The following is a 16,936-nucleotide window of genomic DNA, read 5'->3' as shown; positions in this document are numbered from 1 at the left end:
TCCCTGCCAAAGCAATTAGCGCGCCATGACGGCTGCAGACCCACCAGTGCCATCGATCGCGCCATCGTGCGTCCTACTCGGCGGCGGCACATGCGCCCAGTAATGCTGCCGCTGTGTGCGCTCGCATTGCACCTCGTCAGGCGCAGCCGAAGCCCAGGTGGCAGCGCCGCAGCGTGTCGATTCGACCACGCGGATGTGACGTTCGGCGTAGCGCGCGAGCACTTCAGGCGCGGGATGGCCGTAGCGGTTGCGATAGCCGGCCTGCACCATCACGGTGCGCGGCTGCACGGCGTCGAGAAACGCCGCGCCCGAGGAACTTTTGCTGCCGTGGTGCGCGGCCAGCAGCCAGTCGGCGGCCAGCGGCGCGCCGCGCGCGAGCAACGCCTGCTCTTGCGCAAACTCTATGTCGCCCACCAGCAAGGCCGCAGCAGATGCGCCACTTGCGCCAGGTGCGCCGTCACCTCCTGCGGCGGCACTGATGCGCAGTACGCAACTGGTGGCGTTGCTGTGTTTGGCGCGCTCCGCAGCCGCCACCTCCTGCGCCTGCGGGTGCAGCACCTCGAAAGCCACGCCGTCCCACAGCCAGCGCTGCCCGGCAAGGCAGGGCCTAGCGGGGCGCAGGGCAAGCAAGGCGCTCTCATTCAGGATGGAGCCCGTGAGCGCTGCTTTGGGTTGCTGGGCGAGCACGGCAGCCGCGCCGCCGATGTGGTCGGCATCGCGGTGGCTCAGCATGAGCATGTCCAGGCGCTCGCCGAGCGCGCGCAGCAGCGGCACGAGCACGCGCTGGCCCGCGTCGCTCGCCACGCCCGCGCGGCCGTAGCGCGGCCCGGCGTCGTAGAGCAGGTTGTGCGTGGCCGTGCGCACCAGCACTGCGCTGCCCTGCCCTACGTCGGCCGCGAGCAATTCGAACTGCCCCGGCGCGGGCCGCGCCGGCTGCCAGCACAGCACCGGCAGCAGCAAGGGCAAAGCCAGCGCACGCACGGCCCAAGGCCAGCGCGTGGCGAGCAAAGCGCCCGCGCCCACCGCAGCCACGCCCGCCCACAGCGGCGCCTGCGGCAAAAACCAGACGGCCTGCGGCCAGGCCGCCAACCATTGCAGCAACGCCAGCAAAGGCTGCAGCGTCCAGGCCGCGAGCTGCCACAGCGGCGCACAGAACACGCCCGCGAGCGCGAGCGGCGTCACGAGCAGCGTGACCCACGGAATCGCCAGCAGGTTCGCGAGCAGCCCCACGAGCGCAATCTGTCCGAACAGCACCAGCGACAGCGGCGTGAGCGCGAGCGTGACCACCCATTGCTCGCGCAATAAAGCATAAAAATGGCCTCTCACGCCCTTCGCACCTGCGTCAGCAGCTCCTACATCCGAAGCAAACAGCACCCCCACGGCGACGAAGCTGAGCCAGAAACCCGCCTGCAGCAAAGCCCAGGGATCGACCAGCACCACCGCTGCGCACGCAAGCAGCCACACCTGCGGCCAGGGCCAGCGCAGGCCCGCCAGGCGCAGCAGCGCGAGCGTCGCGAGCATGGTCACGGTGCGCTGCGCGGGCACGCCCCAGCCGCTGAACAGCGCATACGCCGCCGCGAGCAACACGCCCGCGACGAGCGCTGCAGACTGCGCCGGCACCGCCAGGCACAGCCGCGCCGAGCGCCCCCAGGCCCAGCGCACGAGGCGCGCCGCGAGCCACGCAAACATGGTGATGTGCAGACCAGAGATGCTCATGAGGTGCGCCACGCCCGTGGCGCGGAAAATGTCCCAGTCGGCGCGCTCGATGGCGCGCTGGTCGCCCGTCACGAGCGCCGCGACCACGCCCGCAGCGCGCGCAGCCAGCGGACTCTCTTGCGCAGCGCCTGCGTCCGCAGGCAGCAGGCGCGCAAAAATGGCGTCGCGCACGGCCTGCCGCGCCTGCTCGATGGGGTACAGCCAGGTGCGCGCGAGCCGTTGCGGCGGCACATCGCGCCGCCCCGTGCGCACGTAGCCCGTGGCCTGCACGCCCTGCTCCCAAAACCAGAGTTCGGAGTCGAAGCCGTAAGGGTTGCGCGCGCCGTGCGGGGCCTTGAGGCGCACCGTCATGGCCCAGCGCTCGCCCGCAGCGATCGAAGGCGTGGCGCGCGCGCTCACAGCCGTCGGGTCGGCGTCTTCTCCCTGGCTGCCTTCGGGCGACTCGAACAGGCTCGCGCCCCACCAGCTCAGCTCGAGCAAGGGCGGCAGCGCGACGGCCCTGCCCGCGAGTTCGGCAGACTCGACCGCAAAGCGCAAACGCAGCCCCACGTCACTGACCTGCGGCATGGCCGCGACCACGCCCGTGACGCGCAGGTCGCGCCCTTCGAGCGCGGGCGACAATGCATCGTCCTGGTAGGCCGCGGCGCGCAAACCCACGCCGGCAAACGCCCCAAGCGCGCCCACCACCAGCGCAAGCCACCACGCGCCGCGGCGCAACCAGCGCAGCGCGCGCGCCGAGCGCGCACGCCAGGAGCGGCGCACGAGCCACGCGCCCAGCGCGCCACACGCCAGCGCCCAAAGCAGCAGCCCCGCATACGCGCGCCAATCCCACAATGCCGCCTGCTGCAGTTGCAACGCACTGCCCGCGAGCACGCCCAGCAGCAGCGCCGGCAGGCGCCAGAAGGCGCGCTCGGGATCTTCCGCGAGGAACGAATCTACGGCAGGGGGCGGCATGCGCGCATCGTACCCGGGTGCCGCAAGCGCAATGGCTCGCCCGCACTGCAGCAGCGCCCGGGCTGTGCAACACTTACGCTCCGCATTTCTAACCCATCTCACATCCACGAGGCCCCCCGATGAACGTGTACGAATCACTGCAAAAACTCGGCATCACCCTGCCCCCCGTCGCCGTGCCCGCAGCCGCTTATGTGCCCTATGTGCAAAGCGGCAAGCTGGTGTTTTTGAGCGGCCACATCGCGCGCAAGGACGGCAAAGTCTGGGTCGGCCAGCTCGGGCGTAACCTCGGCACCGAAGAGGGCAAGGCCGCGGCGCGTGCCGTGGCCATAGACTTGCTGGGCACGCTGCAGGCCGCGGCCGGCGGCGACCTGAACCGCGTGCAGCGCATCGTCAAAGTGATGAGCCTGGTCAACTCCAGCCCCGACTTCACCGAGCAGCACCTCGTGACCAACGGCGCGAGCGAATTGCTCGCCGAAGTGTTTGGCGACAAGGGCGCGCACGCACGCAGCGCCTTCGGCGTCGCGCAAATTCCCATGGGCGCGTGCGTGGAGATCGAGCTGATCGCCGAACTCGCCTGAGAGGCTGAGCCCGCAGAGCCCTGCAAGCCGCAAGCAGCCGGCCAGAGCTGCTACGCTTTTTGCTTGACGTAGCGCCCCGGCGCGGGCTCTATGGGCTTGAACTTGCCCTTGCCATACGTCTTGGGCGCGGCGATCTGCTTGCCTGCGTGGCCTGCGAGCCACTGCGCCCAGTCGGGCCACCAGCTGCCCGGGTGCTCGGTCGCGCCCGCGAGCCACTCTTCGAGCGTGGGGGGAAATTGCGCGTCCTCCCGCGACCAGTAGCTGCGCTTTTTCTTGGCCGGCGGGTTGATCACGCCCGCGATGTGGCCCGAAGCACCCATGATGAAGCGCTTGGGCCCGGGCAGCACCTGCGTGCTGGCATAGGCGGCATGAATGGGCACGATGTGATCCTCGCGCGAGCCGTAGATATAGACGGGCAGCTGGAGCTGGTTCAGGTCGATCTTCTCGCCGCACACGGTGAGCTTGTTCGGCTTGACGAGATTGTTTTCGAGGTAGAAGTTGCGCAAGTACCAGGCGTAGAACGGCCCTGGCAGGTTGGTGCTGTCGCTGTTCCAATACAGCAGGTCGAAGGGCGGCGGGGTTTCGCCCTTGAGGTAGTTGCCCACCACGTAGTTCCACACCAGGTCGTTGGGGCGCAGAAAGCTGAAGGTCGAGGCCAACTCGGCAGCAGGAAGGATGCCGCCTTGCGCAAACTGCAGCTCGCGCATGCGCACGAAGGCTTCGTCGATGAACACGTCGAGGATGCCCGTGTCGCTGAAGTCCAGCAGCGTGGTCAAAAAGGTGGCGCTCGCCACGGGCTCGTCGCCACGCGCCGCGAGCACGGCGAGTGCGTTGCTGAGGATGGTGCCGCCCACGCAAAAGCCCAATGCGTTGATCTGCGCCGCGCCGGTGATGTTGCGCACCACCTCGATCGCGGCCATGGCACCGTCTTCGACGTAGTTGTCCCAGGTCTTGTGCGCCAGGCTCGCGTCGGGGTTGCGCCAGCTCAGCATGAAGGTGCGGTGCCCTTGCTCGACGGCGTAGCGCACGAAGGAGTTGTCAGGCTGCAGGTCGAGGATGTAGAACTTGTTGATGCACGGCGGCACGAGCAACAAAGGGCGCTCGTACACCTTGGCCGTGCTCGGCTTGTATTCGATGAGCTGGAACAGCTCGTTTTCGAACACCACCGCGCCTTCGGTCGTCGCGACGTTGCGGCCGACCTCGAACTGGCTCTCGTCGGTCATGGACACATGGCCCTGGCTGATGTCGTGCAGCAGGTTTTGCAAGCCTTTGGCAATGCTCTCGCCCTTGGTTTCGAGGGCTTTTTTCTGCGCCTCGGCGTTGAAGGCGAGAAAGTTGCTCGGCGCCATCGCGGCCAACCATTGGTCTATGGCAAAGCGGATGCGCGCGCGCGTCTTCGCGTCGGCCTCCACGGCCTCGGCCAGGCCCATGAGCGTGCGCGCATTGAGCAGGTACACCGCCGCGGTGTAGGCCGCCATCGGGTTCTCGGCCCAGGCCGTACCGCTGAAGCGCTTGTCCTGCAGGCTGGGGATGCTGCCCTGCAGACTTTGCATCCAGAGCGCGCGTGCCTCCTCCAGATACTGTTGCTGCAGTGCTTGCAACTTTTCCGGCACGAAACGCAACGGCGCCGCGCCGGGCGCGCCCGCTGCGGGGGCCAACGGCTCGAAAGCCTGCAACGCCTGGGTCCAGTCCTGACCCAGCAATTGCGTCAAGGGCTGGGCACCTGCGGCCCAGAAAGACGAGGGCGAGTTCATGGAAGCCTCCTTGGTTTTCGTTCTAAAGAAATGAGCATTCTGCCTGCGGCCCATGGCCATTGCACGCACTCATCGCAGCAAATCCGCGTTTGCGCGCCAGATGCACGCGGCCAAGCGCCCGCTGCCGCCCCCAAGCCGCTGGTCGCGGCGGTAGGAAAAAAAGCGCGCGGCCTGCGTTACCGTGCACCACGCGGGGCTGCCGTCGTTGCCATAGACCTGCGTGATGCCCAGCGCGCGCAGCCGATGGCGCGCCAGGCCCGCGAGGTCGGCCAGAAAATGCCCCGGCCCGGCGGGCGCAAAAAAACGCGCTGCCGCCGCATCGGCCGCGCAAAAAGCCGCGCGCACTTCGGCGCCGACCTCGAAAGCCTGCGGCCCAATGCACGGCCCGAGCCAGGCGAGTGTGTCTGCGGCCACGCTTTCCGGCGCTTCACTTTGAATAGCTGCTTGCGCTTGCTGGGATTGGGCTAAAGCGCAAAAACGTTCGAAAATCCGCTCCAGCACACCGACCCCGCCCTGCCCCGCCAGCCCGCGCCAGCCCGCATGTGCCGCCGCGACGACTGCGCCCGAGCGGTGCGCGAGCAGCACCGGCAGGCAGTCCGCAACCATGATGGTGCACGCAAGCGCGGGCTGCGTGCTGACGCAGGCGTCGGCCTCGGAGCCGTCGGGCGTGGCGGCGTCGAGCTGCAGCACGCGCGTGCCGTGCACCTGGCGCAGAAACACGGGGCGCGTGCCCGGCGTGATGCTTTGCAGCGCAGCCTGCAGGCGCGCGCGGTTGGCCTGCACCGCAGCGGGGTTGTCACCTACCTGGTCGCCGAGGTTCAGACTGTCGTAGGGCGCCGCGCTCACGCCGCCCGTGCGCGTGGTGCACAGCGCATGCACGCCGGGCGGCGCCGGCCAGTCGGGAATGAGCCAGTCCGCGGGCGGCGCGGCGCTGGATGAGACGGACGCTGCAGCGGGCGAAGCAAAAGGCGTGGGCATGGCCGGCAGCATAACCGCGCACCGCCAGCCTGCACCAGCAACTGCGCAGGCAGCTTCGCCATGGCACACTGCAGCTTGTGTCGCCGTCGCCCGCGCCGCACACACAACACCCAAAATCTCCACCCCGCTGCCAGCTGAGTTTTTGCATGACGCACTACGTTTTCCCACCCCCTGCCATCGCCAGCGTGCCCGTCGTAGGCCGGGCCGAGCGCTTTCCCGTGCACCGCATCTACTGCGTGGGTCGCAACTACGCCGAGCACGCCAAGGAAATGGGCTTCACGGGGCGCGAGCCGCCGTTTTTCTTCCTCAAACCCGCCGACGCCGTACTGGCCGTGCCGGCGGGCGAAACCGGCGCGCTGCCCTACCCCAGCCTCACGAGCAACCTGCACCACGAGGTCGAGCTCGTCGTCGCCTTGGGCCGTGGCGGCAGCAACATCCGCGCCGCCGATGCACTGCAGCATGTGTTCGGCTACGCCGTGGGCCTGGACATGACGCGGCGCGACCTGCAAAACGAGATGAAAAAGCAAGGCCGCCCCTGGTCCATAGGCAAGGCGTTCGAGCACAGCGCGCCGATCGCGCCTATCACCCCCGCCGAGCAGGTGGGCGATCTCGCGCAGGCCGCGATCTGGCTGCAGGTCAACGGTGCTGAGCGCCAGCGCAGCCAGATCAGCCAAATGATCTGGAACATCGCCGAAACCATAGAGCACCTCTCGGCCGCCTGGACGCTGCAGCCCGGCGACCTGATCTACACCGGCACGCCCGAAGGCGTGGGCGCGGTGGTGCGCGGCGACGTGATCGAATGCGGCGTCGCTGGCCTCACGCCCTTGCGCGTACAAGTCGTCTGAACGAACGCTATTTTTTCAATAGCTATTAGCGCAGATCAGACAAGCATAAGAAGCATTTTTCATCCAAAATTCCTGCATGACCTTCCGCAGTCCCATCAAGTATTGCCGTGCCTGCGGCGCCGCCGTGACCTACCGCCTGCCGGACGACGGCGACACGCGCGAGCGCGCCGTGTGCACCGTCTGCGGCACCATCCACTACGAGAACCCGCTCAACGTCGTGGGCACGGTGCCGGTGTCTGCCGATGGTCGCGTGCTGCTGTGCAAACGCAACATCGAGCCGCGCTGGGGCAAGTGGACGCTGCCCGCGGGCTTCATGGAGCTCGACGAAACCACCGCCGAAGGGGCCGTGCGCGAAACCGAGGAAGAAGCCGGTGCGCACATCCGTCTGGGGCCGCTGTTCACCCTGCTCAGCGTGCCGCGCGTGGGCCAGGTGCATTTGTTTTACCTCGCCACGCTGCTGAGCGATCAGTTCAACCCCGGCCACGAAACCATAGAGGCACGTCTGTTCGCCGAAGACGAGGTGCCCTGGGACGAAATCGCGTTTCGCACCGTGAATGAGACGCTGCGCTGCTACTTCGCCGACCGCAAACGCGGCAGCTTCGGCCTGCACTGCATAGACATCGAGTAGCCCCGCGTGGATGCAGCGGCCGCTGCGCCGCATCCGCTCCAGCGCACGCTTTGCTTTTTTGCGCGGCCAAGTCCACGGGTTGGCAAGCCTATTGCTTGTGTCGTTTCAGGAAGTAACGACGCCTGCCTTACCGCAGGCCCACCCCGCGCAAAAAAGGAAAGCAGCCCATGGCCCACGGCAACATCGACGCAGCGGACGTATCTACCGCCGCCAGCGTCCACACCGACACCTTCATCCCCTTCATGCGCGACGTGGTGCGCTGCGAGAGCGCGCTGCGCGAGCTCAATCTGATGTGGCGGCTCATAGAGTCTTCCGCCAAGATGAACTGCCCCGAGGAGGCGCACAGCATCCTGCCCATGATGGCGGCCACGCGCGCGGGCTTTCAGCGCCTCGAGGGCGACCTGGTGCATTCGCTGGTGCAGGAGTCGCTCGGCGAAGTCATGGCCGAGATCGGCACGCATGCGCACCACGTGATCGACATCGTGGTGCGCAACCTCTACGAGCGCACGGCCGACGTGGGATTTCTCGCCACCGACCAAGACTTGTGCCGCTTCGTCGCGGGCATCACCACCGACGCCGGCCCCGTGCTGCAGCGCCTGCGCGAGTACCGCAACAAATACACGGTCTATGACGAAATCATGCTGCTCGACCGCGAGGGCGCCGTGCTCGCGCAGATCGACGAAGACGCACCCGTCGAAGGCAGCCACGACCCGCTGATCGCGCAGACGCTCGCCGCCACGGGCCACGTCGAGACCTTTCGCGCCACGCCCTTGCGCCCCGGCAAGGAACATGCGCTGATCTACTCGCAGCGCATGCTCGACCCACGCACCGGCCAGCCGGCCGGCGTGCTGTGCCTGAGCTTTGCCTTTCACAGCGAAATGGAGGGCATCTTCCATGCGCGCCAGGGCAGGAACCAGCGCAACATCGCGCTGCTACTCGACGCCGACAACCGCGTGATTGCGAGCAGTGACGCGCTGTGGATTCCCGTGGGCGCGCAGGTGCCCGTGAACCTCGGCGGTGCGCCGCAGTTGCTGGTGCACGGCGGGCGCACCTATCTGGTGCGCACGGTGGCGTCACAAGGCTACCAGGGCTACCCCGGCCCGCCGGGCTGGAAGGGGCAGGTCATGGTGCCCGTGGAGCTGGCGTTTTCGGCCAAGCTGCAGCGCACCATAGACGCGCTCGACCCGGCGATTGCGCAGGGGCTGCTCGCACACGCCAAGACCTTCTGCCCACCGCTGTATGAAATCGTCACCGCGGCCGACACCATACGCCGCGTGGTCTGGAACGGCCAGGTCATGACCGCGGGCAAGCAAGGCGCGGCGCAAAAGCTCAAGGCCGTGCTCGAGCAGATCGGCGAGACCGGCGCGCGCACCAATGAGGTGTTCACGCAGTCGATCCGCGACCTCTACGACACCGTGCTGAGCTCGCGCATGCGCGACAGCATGTTCCTCACGCAGCTGCTCGTCGATCTGCTCGACCGCAACCTCTACGAGCGTGCCAACGACTGCCGCTGGTGGGCGCTCACACCCGAGCTGCGCGCCCTGCTCGCCGACGCCGCGCAGGGCCGCCTGCAGGCAGAAGACGTAACCACGGCCTGCCGCATCCTCGAGCACATCAACAGCCTTTACACGGTCTATACGCGCCTCGTGGTCTATGACCGCACGGGCCGCATCGTCGCCGCGAGCCGCCCCACGTGCAAGGACGGCAGCTCGGTGCTCGGCACGCGCATAGACCCGGCCACACTCGCCGCGGTGCTCACGCTGCCCGACACGCAGTCCTACCATGTCTCGCCCTGGCAGGCCTCGGCGCTCGACGAAGGGCGCCTGACTTACGTCTATCACGCCGCGATCCGCGCGCCCGGCGCTGCCAGCGAAGTCGTGGGCGGCATAGGCATCGTGTTCAACTCCAGCGTGGAGTTCGACGCCATGCTGCGCGGCGCCACGGCAAGCAAACCGCACACGCACACCGTGTTCGTGCACCGCTCGGGCCAAGTGATTGCGAGCACCGACCCCGCGCGCCCGCCCGGTCACACCATGGCGCTGCCGCCGGACCTGCTCGCGCTGCCCAACGGCCACAGCACCTCGCGCGCCATGGTGCACGACGGGCATTACTGCATCGTCGGCTGCTCGGCCTCGCACGGCTACCGCGAGTTCAAGGTCAGCGACGGCTACCGCGACGACGTGCTCGCACTCTCGTTCGAGTCGCTGGGCGCGGTGCAGACCGGGGCCCTGGACGCCGTGCAGCGCCGCCGCACCGTCCTCACGGCCGACGTGGGCCAGACCGAGGTGCAGGAGATGGCGACCTTCTTCATCGACGCCGCACTGTTCGCATTCAAGGCCGAGGAAGTGCTCGAAGCCCTGCCCGCGAGCGCCATCGCGGCCGTTTCTGCCGGGCGCATGCCCTACTGCGTGGGCACGCTCGCACGCAAGGCGCACGGCAGCGTCACCGGCTACGTCTGGGTGTTCGACCTGGGCCAGCTGCTGCGCGGCACGCCGTCCGAGATCACGCCCGACAGCCAGGTCATCGTGCTGCAGCACGAAGGGCGGCGCATCGGCCTGCTCGTCAACGAACTGCACGGCGTCACGGCCTTTGCGCGCACGCGCATCTTCGAGGCACCGAACGTGCTGGGCAACCAGGCGCAGCTCGTCACCGCACTGATCCAGCCCGACCCGGCCCCGGGCGAGCCGCCGCTACTGGTGCAGTGCCTGGACGCGGGTCGGCTCATGCAGGCGCTGCGCAGCAGCACGCTGTCTGCGGTGCAGCAAGCACCCAGCGACCCCAGCAGCACGCCCGCCGATCCGGCAACGACAAGCCGCACCCGCGACATCCAGGAGCAGGCTGCATTGCGCGTCGCATGATGCGGCGCATACAACGAGGCGTGCGCAAAGACGCCGTTGCAGCCCGCGTCAGCAGCCCGCGTCCTCGAGCGCGTCGCCTTCGTGGCCGGCGCGCCAGCGGTTTGCGACCACGCGCTTGCCCGTCACGGTATCGGCCGCGGGGGAGAGCAGCCAAAGCAGCGGCGGCACCACCACCTCGGGGACCAGCAGGCCGGCGCGCACCGAAGCGTCCACGCCCTCGGGAATCATGCCGGTGTGCGTCGCGCCGCCGGGCAGCAGCGCATTCACGGTGACGCCCGTACCAGCAAGGTCTTGGGCCCAGATGACGGTTTCGGACTCGAGCGCGGCCTTGGAGGGGCCGTAGGGCGAAAAACCGCGCCGGCGCATCGTCTCACGGTTCATCGAAAGGTTGACGATGCGCCCCCAGCCCGCCTGCAGCATCGTCGGCACCGCCGCCCGTGCCATGAAAAACGGCCCGTTCACGTTGGTATCGATGACCATGCGCCACACGGCAGGGTCGGTTTGCCAAAAGCGCGTGGGCTCGGTCAGGAATTGCGGGCTCACGTACTTCATGCCGCGCCCGGCGTTGTTGACGAGGACGTCCAGCCGCCCGAAACGCTGCAACGCCGCAGCCACGACGCGCTCGCAGTCGTCTTCGTGCGTGACGTCGGCGCACAGCGGCAGCACACGCGCATGACCGCATTGACGCTGCGCCTCTTCGGCCACCGCCTCGACCTCGGCGCGCTCGCGTGCCGCCGTGGCAATCACATGCATGCCCGCCGCGGCGAGAGCGAGCGTCATCGCCCGCCCCATCCCGCGCCCACCGCCCGTGACGATGGCCACGCGCTCGCGCAAAAAATCTTCTGTCGCACTGGTGCTGCTCATAGGGTCATTCCTTTGGGCGCTAGCAGCCTGCCAGCGTCAACGATTGAGTGCCTGCATCTGCGGCGCTGCGTAGCGCGTCCCCGCAGCCGCTCCCGGCGGCAGGATACGGTGGATGCGCTCGAGGTCTTGTGCGTCCAGCTGCACGGCCAGAGCGCCCAGGTTTTCTTCAAGGTAACGGCGCCGCTTGGTGCCAGGAATGGGAACGATGTCCTGTCCCTGCGCCAGCACCCAGGCGAGCGCGAGCTGCGCGGGCGTGCAGCCTTTTTCGCGCGCCATGGCCTCGACCTCGGCCACCAACGCCAGATTGCGCGCGAAGTTCTCGCCTTGAAAACGCGGGCTGTTGCGCCGGTAGTCGTCGGCCGCCAGGTCTTCGATGCGCTTGATCTGCCCGGTCAGAAGGCCGCGCCCCAGTGGGCTGTAGGCCACGAAACCGATGCCCAGGGCGCGCACCGTGGGCAGGATGGCGTCCTCGGGGTCGCGGCTCCACAGCGAATACTCGGTTTGCAAGGCGGTGATGGGATGCACCGCGTGCGCGCGCCGAATCGTCTCGGGCGCGGCCTCGGACAGGCCAAGGTAGCGCACCTTGCCCGCGCGCACGAGCTCGGCCATCGCACCCACCGTGTCCTCGATCGGGGTGTTCGGATCGACGCGGTGCTGGTAATACAGATCGATGGTCTCCACCCCAAGGCGGCGCAGACTCGCCTCGCAGGCGGCGCGCACATATTCGGGGCAGCCGTCGATACGCACGAAGCTGCCATCGGGAGCGCGCACGTTGCCGAACTTGGTCGCCAGCACCACCTGCTCGCGCCGCCCGCGGATCGCACGCCCCACCAGCTCCTCGTTGCGCCCGACGCCGTACATGTCGGCGGTGTCGAGCAGCGTCACCCCCAGGTCGAGCGCGCGGTGAATGGTGGCGATGGCTTCGGCCTCGTCGCCCGGTCCGTAAAACTCGGACATACCCATACAGCCAAGCCCGAGCGCCGAAACTTTCAGTGCACCCAATTGACGTTCTTGCATCTCAATGGCCTTTCAAAAATCATTGCGCAACACTGCGCGGTAACGCACTTTGCCCGTGCGCAGGCGTTCCAAGGCTTGGTTGACCTCGGACATGGGGAACATCTCCACCATGGGCTCGATCCCGTGGCGCGCGCAGAAGTCGAGCATGCGCGCGATCGCCGTCGGCGAGCCGGAGGGCGAACCGGACACCTGCTTTTGCCCGAAAATCAGCGAGAACGCGGGCACAGGAATAGGCTGCGGCACTGCGCCCACCACGTGCAGCCGCCCGCGCGGCCCGAGCGCCGTGAGCATGGCGTCCCAATCGAGCGCGGCGTTCGCGGTCACGAGGATCAGGTCGAGCTGCCCCGCGATGGCGCGGATCGCCGTGCCGTCGCGGCTGGAGACGACGCGGTGGGCACCGAGCTCGAGCGCCTCCTGGGCCTTGTCCGGACTCGAGGTAAAGGCCGTGACCTCGCAGCCCCAGGCGCGCGCAAAGCGCAGCGCCATGTGGCCCAGGCCGCCAATGCCCGCCACGCCCACGCGGCTCGTGGGCAGGATATCGAATTCGAGCAGCGGGTTGAACACCGTGATGCCGCCGCACAGCAAGGGCCCGGCCACTTCGGCGCGCACGCCTTCGGGCAGCGGCACCACCCAGGCCCAGTGGCCGCGCACACGGTCGGCGAAACCGCCATGGTGTCCCACGATGGTGGGCTGGGCGTGGGCACACAGGTTGTGGTCGCCGCCCAGGCAGCTACGGCAGTGCATGCAGCTGGCGGCCGTCCAGCCCAGACCGACGAGCTGGCCCACCTGCAAGCCCTTGGTCTGGCTGCCCAATGCCGCCACACGGCCCACCACTTCGTGCCCAGGCACCAGCGGAAAACTGGCCATGCCCCATTCGTTGTCGATCATGGACAAGTCCGAATGGCAGACGCCGCAGTATTCGACCGCGATCTCCACCTCTTCGGCGCCGAGCGGGCCGGGGTCGTAGTCGTAACGCTCGAGCGCTTGTCCGGCGGCCTTGGCGGCCCAGGATTTGATCATGCCCATCAAGAGACTCCTTCAACGGTTGGATACGCAAACTAGTGCTGTGTTTGATGCTTGATGCGACAAATAAAACCGATGGATTTTTGGTCTGGGCAAGGCGCAAACCGCAGCGATACCGGGTGGTATCGCGAGGATTTGCAACGCGGCCCAGGCCAAAAAGACGCGGTTTTATGTCGCAGATAGCGTCGAACACTGGACTAGATAAGGGAAAACCCTAAAACAATAACCCAGCACGAAGCATGTTGGCATTCGCAGTCGCGAAGACTTCACTGCCCCGCAGGGGTATTCGCCGCTGCCCGTTGCAAGCGGGCAAAAACTGCGATTCAAGGGCAGCCTGTCGGACTTACGCAAACAAGGATGCAGCAGCGCGCGTTTTCTACGTTCTACGCTGGCTGGCCGCGCCAGTCGAAAGGGTCTTGCTGCAGCACCATGTCGATGTCCAAGCCCACGAGCAGGCCCACGTCGCCCGGAAAGCTGTCGGCCATTTGCTTTTCGTCCAGCTTCGCCAGGTGCGCACGCATGCGCCAGGAGGCGAGGTGGACGATGGCTGCGAGCGGCTCGCCTGCGTTTTCTGCGAGCGGTTCATTCTGGTAGCGCATTGCTTCGACGATACGCATGGGCAAGCGCCAACGCTCGGCCAGGCGTGCGCTCACCTGCGCATAGCTATAGCCCAGGATTTGCTGCTCGACCAAGCCACGCCGCGCATCGAGCGGCGACACCAGCGCATCGATGGCGCTCATCTCTTCGGGCATGCCCAGGCGCAAGAGCAGTTCGCCCAGCCCATGCAGCAAGCCCACGGTGTAGGCGGCGACCTGGTCTTGCGGCAGCTGACCCGCCAGTGCACGCGCCAGGCGCGCCGTCTGCTGGCTGTAGTGCGCAAACTGCGCCAGGCGCACGCCTGATGGGGCTTGCGCTGCAGTGCTCACCGCCGTTGCGGCCACGAGCGTGCGCAGCTGCTGCCCACTTGCCAGCGCCAGCGCCTCAGGGATGCCGGCCACCTGCCGCGCCATCTGGAATGCCGGGCCATTGGCCAGCGCCAGCAAACGCGCGGCCAGCACCGGGTCTTGCCCGAAGTGCTGGTTCAGCCGGCGCAGATCGGGCTGCGCGTGCGCGAGCTCGGCCAGCAGCAGCGCCACGCTGCGCGGCAAGGCGGGCAGCTTACCGCTGTGGGCCAGCAGCGCGTCGAGCTCTTGCATGACGTCGTCAGTCGTGCGCGTGCGGGAGGTGGGTCAGCCCTCGCCTTGGCAGGGGCTCAGGGCACTGGCCCCTTGCCTCGCTGCAGTTTGGCAAAGGCTGCGGCCATGGCCGAGGGCGCTGCCGGTTCTGCATTGCGCGGCGTGTGGCGGCTGGGGCTGGCGGAGCGCGGGCCGTTCTGACTGTTTCTGCCATGTGCGGCGCCCGACGCATGCGGCTCGGCGCCACGCCGCGCGCCCGGCGGCGCCGGGGCAGCGTCCAGCTTCATGCTCAGGCTGATGCGCTTGCGCGGCACATCGACTTCAAGCACGCGCACCTTCACGATGTCGCCGGTTTTGACCACTTCGCGCGCGTCGTGCACGAAGCGGTGCGCGAGCTGGCTCACGTGCACCAAGCCGTCTTGGTGCACGCCCAGATCGACGAAGGCGCCGAACTGCGCCACGTTGCTGACCGTGCCTTCGAGCACCATGCCTTCGCGCAGATCGGTGATGTCCTCCACGCCTTCGTGCAGGCGCGCCACCTTGAAGTCCGGACGCGGGTCGCGGCCCGGTTTTTCGAGCTCGCCGAGGATGTCGCGCACCGTGATGACGCCGAAGCGCTCATTCGCGAACAGCTCGGGGCGCAGGCTTTGCAGCAGCTCGGCGCGCCCCATCAACTCCGCCACGGGTTTGCCGACACGCGCGATGATCTGCTCGACCACGGGGTAGGTTTCGGGGTGCACGCCGGTCATGTCGAGCGGGTTGTCCCCGCCGCGGATGCGCAGGAAGCCCGCGCTTTGCTCGAAGGTTTTGGGGCCCAGGCCCGCGACTTCGAGCAGCTGCCTGCGGCTGCGGAACGCGCCATGCGCCTCGCGCCAGTGCACCACGGCGCGCGCCACGCCGGGCGAGAGCCCCGAGACGCGCGCGAGCAGCGGCACGCTCGCCGTGTTCAAGTCCACGCCCACGGCGTTCACGCAGTCCTCGACCACCGCGTCCAGCGTGCGCGCGAGCGCGCTCTGGTTCACGTCGTGCTGGTACTGGCCCACGCCTATGCTCTTGGGGTCGATCTTCACGAGTTCGGCGAGCGGGTCTTGCAGGCGCCGCGCGATGCTCACGGCGCCGCGCAGGCTCACATCGACGTCGGGCATTTCCTGCGCCGCGTACTCGCTGGCCGAATAGACCGAGGCGCCGGCTTCGCTCACGACTATTTTTTGTATAGCTGCGAGCGCAGTATCCGCCTTGGCTTTGGCCTGTTTTTGTACCAAAGCGATGAGCTCGGCCGCGAGCTTGTCGGTCTCGCGGCTCGCGGTGCCGTTGCCGATCGCGATGAGCTGCACGCGGTGGCGCTCGCACAGCTGCGCGAGTGTGAAGAGCGCCCCGTCCCAGTCGCGCCGCGGCTCGTGCGGATACACCGTGGCGGTGGCGACGAGCTTGCCCGTGGCATCGACCACGGCGACCTTGACGCCCGTGCGTATGCCCGGATCGAGCCCCATGACCACGCGCGGGCCCGCGGGCGCGGCGAGCAGCAGGTCGCGCAGGTTGTCGGCAAAGACCTTGATCGCCACCTGCTCGGCCTCTTCGCGCAAGCGGTTGAACAGGTCGCGCTCCAGCGCCAGGCTGAGCTTGACGCGCCAGGTCCAGGCCACGCACTTGCGCAGCAGGTCGTCCGCGGCGCGGCCGCTGTGGCTCCAGCCCAGGTGCAGCGCGATGCGCCCTTCGGCCAGGCTCGCCTGGCCGGGCGCGGGCTCTGCGGGTTGCAGCAGCTTCACGTCCAGAACCTCGAGCGCGCGCCCGCGGAACACGGCCAGCGCGCGGTGCGAGGGCACGCGGCGGATCGGCTCGGCATAGTCGAAATAGTCGCGGAACTTGGCGACTTCGGGGTCGCTCTCGTTCTTGCCCTCGATCTTGCGGCTCGCGAGCACGCCCTCGTCCCAGAGCCAGGCGCGCAGCACCTGCACGAGCGCCGCGTCTTCGGCCCAGCGTTCGCTCAGGATGTCGCGCACGCCGTCTAGCACCGCTGCCACGGTGGAAAAGTCCGGCCCCGGCTTGCCATCCTCGAGCACTTCGGGCGCGCGCAAAAAGGCCTGCGCGGCCTCGGCCGGGTCGCGCGTGGGGTCGGCCCAGAGCAGGTCCGCGAGCGGCTCGAGCCCGCATTCGCGCGCGATCTGCCCCTTGGTGCGGCGCTTTTGCTTGAACGGCAGGTACAGGTCTTCGAGCTCCTGCTTGGTCGGCGCAGCGGCGATCGCGGCGCGCAGCGCGTCGGTGAGCTTGCCCTGCGCGTCTATGCTCTTGAGCACGGCCGCACGCCGCTCGGCCAGCTCGCGCAGGTACGCCAGGCGCGCTTCGAGTTCGCGCAGCTGCACGTCGTCGAGCCCGTTCGTGGCCTCTTTGCGGTAGCGCGCGATGAAGGGCACCGTGGCCCCGCCGTCGAGCAAAGCGACGGCGGCGCGCACCTGCGCCTCGGAAATACGGATTTCTGCGGCAAGCTGCCGGACGATGGATTCCATGGTTCTATAGCGAAAACAGGCACGGGAAAGCCTGCGAGTGTG

12 protein-coding genes are annotated in these 16,936 nt (G+C 67.9%); 4 read left to right on the top strand and 8 right to left on the bottom strand.

All coding sequences use genetic code 11. From position 1 onward, the window contains the following. Nucleotides 1-15 precede the first annotated feature (15 nt). Nucleotides 16-2,670, bottom strand: a complete 2,655-nt coding sequence (locus DFR45_RS07325) for a DNA internalization-related competence protein ComEC/Rec2 (RefSeq protein WP_114483057.1) — start codon at nt 2,668-2,670, stop codon at nt 16-18. 119 nt (nt 2,671-2,789) lie between these two features. Here DFR45_RS07325 and DFR45_RS07320 point away from each other — a divergent pair, with 119 nt between their 5' ends. Further along, nucleotides 2,790-3,248 carry a RidA family protein gene (locus DFR45_RS07320; RefSeq protein WP_114483056.1) on the top strand — a complete coding sequence of 153 codons (459 nt, stop codon included), beginning with the start codon at nt 2,790-2,792 and terminating at the stop codon, nt 3,246-3,248. A gap of 50 nt (nt 3,249-3,298) precedes the next feature. Here DFR45_RS07320 and DFR45_RS07315 read toward each other — a convergent pair whose 3' ends face one another. Both DFR45_RS07315 and pgeF read right to left on the bottom strand, forming a co-directional pair. After that, nucleotides 3,299-5,002, bottom strand: a complete 1,704-nt coding sequence (locus DFR45_RS07315; protein ID WP_114483055.1) for a PHA/PHB synthase family protein — start codon at nt 5,000-5,002, stop codon at nt 3,299-3,301. Between the two features lie 69 nt (nt 5,003-5,071). Further along, a complete protein-coding gene (gene pgeF, locus DFR45_RS07310; protein ID WP_114483232.1) occupies nt 5,072-5,980 on the bottom strand; it encodes a peptidoglycan editing factor PgeF in 909 nt (302 codons plus the stop codon). A 146-nt stretch (nt 5,981-6,126) separates the two neighbouring features. Between pgeF and DFR45_RS07305 the strand changes: the two genes are divergently transcribed. From DFR45_RS07305 to DFR45_RS07295, 3 genes are all read left to right on the top strand, one after another. Next, the gene (locus DFR45_RS07305; RefSeq protein ID WP_114483054.1) at nt 6,127-6,825 is read left to right on the top strand and encodes a fumarylacetoacetate hydrolase family protein; all 699 of its coding nucleotides are present in this window, start codon (nt 6,127-6,129) and stop codon (nt 6,823-6,825) included. Between the two features lie 76 nt (nt 6,826-6,901). Next, nucleotides 6,902-7,453 carry an NUDIX hydrolase gene (locus DFR45_RS07300; RefSeq protein WP_114483053.1) on the top strand — a complete coding sequence of 184 codons (552 nt, stop codon included), beginning with the start codon at nt 6,902-6,904 and terminating at the stop codon, nt 7,451-7,453. Nucleotides 7,454-7,620: 167 nt separating this feature from the next. Continuing rightward, complete coding sequence (locus DFR45_RS07295) at nt 7,621-10,311, top strand: chemotaxis protein CheW (protein WP_241659364.1); 2,691 nt, start codon at nt 7,621-7,623, stop codon at nt 10,309-10,311. Nucleotides 10,312-10,359: 48 nt separating this feature from the next. Here DFR45_RS07295 and DFR45_RS07290 read toward each other — a convergent pair whose 3' ends face one another. From DFR45_RS07290 to DFR45_RS07270, 5 genes are all read right to left on the bottom strand, one after another. Then, complete coding sequence (locus DFR45_RS07290) at nt 10,360-11,175, bottom strand: SDR family NAD(P)-dependent oxidoreductase (protein ID WP_114483052.1); 816 nt, start codon at nt 11,173-11,175, stop codon at nt 10,360-10,362. Nucleotides 11,176-11,211: 36 nt separating this feature from the next. Next, nucleotides 11,212-12,192 carry an aldo/keto reductase gene (locus DFR45_RS07285; RefSeq protein WP_114483051.1) on the bottom strand — a complete coding sequence of 327 codons (981 nt, stop codon included), beginning with the start codon at nt 12,190-12,192 and terminating at the stop codon, nt 11,212-11,214. Nucleotides 12,193-12,204: 12 nt separating this feature from the next. Further along, nucleotides 12,205-13,218: an NADPH-dependent aldehyde reductase Ahr gene (gene ahr / locus DFR45_RS07280; RefSeq protein ID WP_144686931.1), complete on the bottom strand. Its 1,014-nt coding sequence runs from the start codon at nt 13,216-13,218 to the stop codon at nt 12,205-12,207. Nucleotides 13,219-13,598: 380 nt separating this feature from the next. Further along, nucleotides 13,599-14,411: an HDOD domain-containing protein gene (locus tag DFR45_RS07275; protein ID WP_114483050.1), complete on the bottom strand. Its 813-nt coding sequence runs from the start codon at nt 14,409-14,411 to the stop codon at nt 13,599-13,601. 56 nt (nt 14,412-14,467) lie between these two features. Then, nucleotides 14,468-16,894, bottom strand: coding sequence for a Tex family protein (locus DFR45_RS07270; protein WP_114483049.1), 2,427 nt, complete (start codon nt 16,892-16,894; stop codon nt 14,468-14,470). Nucleotides 16,895-16,936: the final 42 nt, after the last annotated feature.

The sequence above is a fragment of the Extensimonas vulgaris genome (genome assembly GCF_003337425.1).
GTDB classification, from domain to species: Bacteria; Pseudomonadota; Gammaproteobacteria; order Burkholderiales; family Burkholderiaceae_C; genus Extensimonas; species Extensimonas vulgaris.
The sequence above is the reverse complement of the archived record's forward strand: the minus strand, read 5'-3'. Positions and strand labels throughout refer to the sequence as shown.

Excerpts from the sequence above, each read along its gene's own strand:
- DFR45_RS07275 (WP_114483050.1), bottom strand. The coding sequence starts at position 14,411 with ATGCAAGAGCTCGACGCGCTGCTGGCCCACAGCGGTAAGCTGCCCGCC.
- DFR45_RS07315 (WP_114483055.1), bottom strand. The coding sequence starts at position 5,002 with ATGAACTCGCCCTCGTCTTTCTGGGCCGCAGGTGCCCAGCCCTTGACG.
- DFR45_RS07320 (WP_114483056.1), top strand. The coding sequence starts at position 2,790 with ATGAACGTGTACGAATCACTGCAAAAACTCGGCATCACCCTGCCCCCC.
- DFR45_RS07270 (WP_114483049.1), bottom strand. The coding sequence starts at position 16,894 with ATGGAATCCATCGTCCGGCAGCTTGCCGCAGAAATCCGTATTTCCGAG.
- DFR45_RS07295 (WP_241659364.1), top strand. The coding sequence starts at position 7,621 with ATGGCCCACGGCAACATCGACGCAGCGGACGTATCTACCGCCGCCAGC.
- pgeF (WP_114483232.1), bottom strand. The coding sequence starts at position 5,980 with ATGCCCACGCCTTTTGCTTCGCCCGCTGCAGCGTCCGTCTCATCCAGC.
- DFR45_RS07290 (WP_114483052.1), bottom strand. The coding sequence starts at position 11,175 with ATGAGCAGCACCAGTGCGACAGAAGATTTTTTGCGCGAGCGCGTGGCC.
- ahr (WP_144686931.1), bottom strand. The coding sequence starts at position 13,218 with ATGGGCATGATCAAATCCTGGGCCGCCAAGGCCGCCGGACAAGCGCTC.
- DFR45_RS07300 (WP_114483053.1), top strand. The coding sequence starts at position 6,902 with ATGACCTTCCGCAGTCCCATCAAGTATTGCCGTGCCTGCGGCGCCGCC.
- DFR45_RS07285 (WP_114483051.1), bottom strand. The coding sequence starts at position 12,192 with ATGCAAGAACGTCAATTGGGTGCACTGAAAGTTTCGGCGCTCGGGCTT.
- DFR45_RS07305 (WP_114483054.1), top strand. The coding sequence starts at position 6,127 with ATGACGCACTACGTTTTCCCACCCCCTGCCATCGCCAGCGTGCCCGTC.
- DFR45_RS07325 (WP_114483057.1), bottom strand. The coding sequence starts at position 2,670 with ATGCCGCCCCCTGCCGTAGATTCGTTCCTCGCGGAAGATCCCGAGCGC.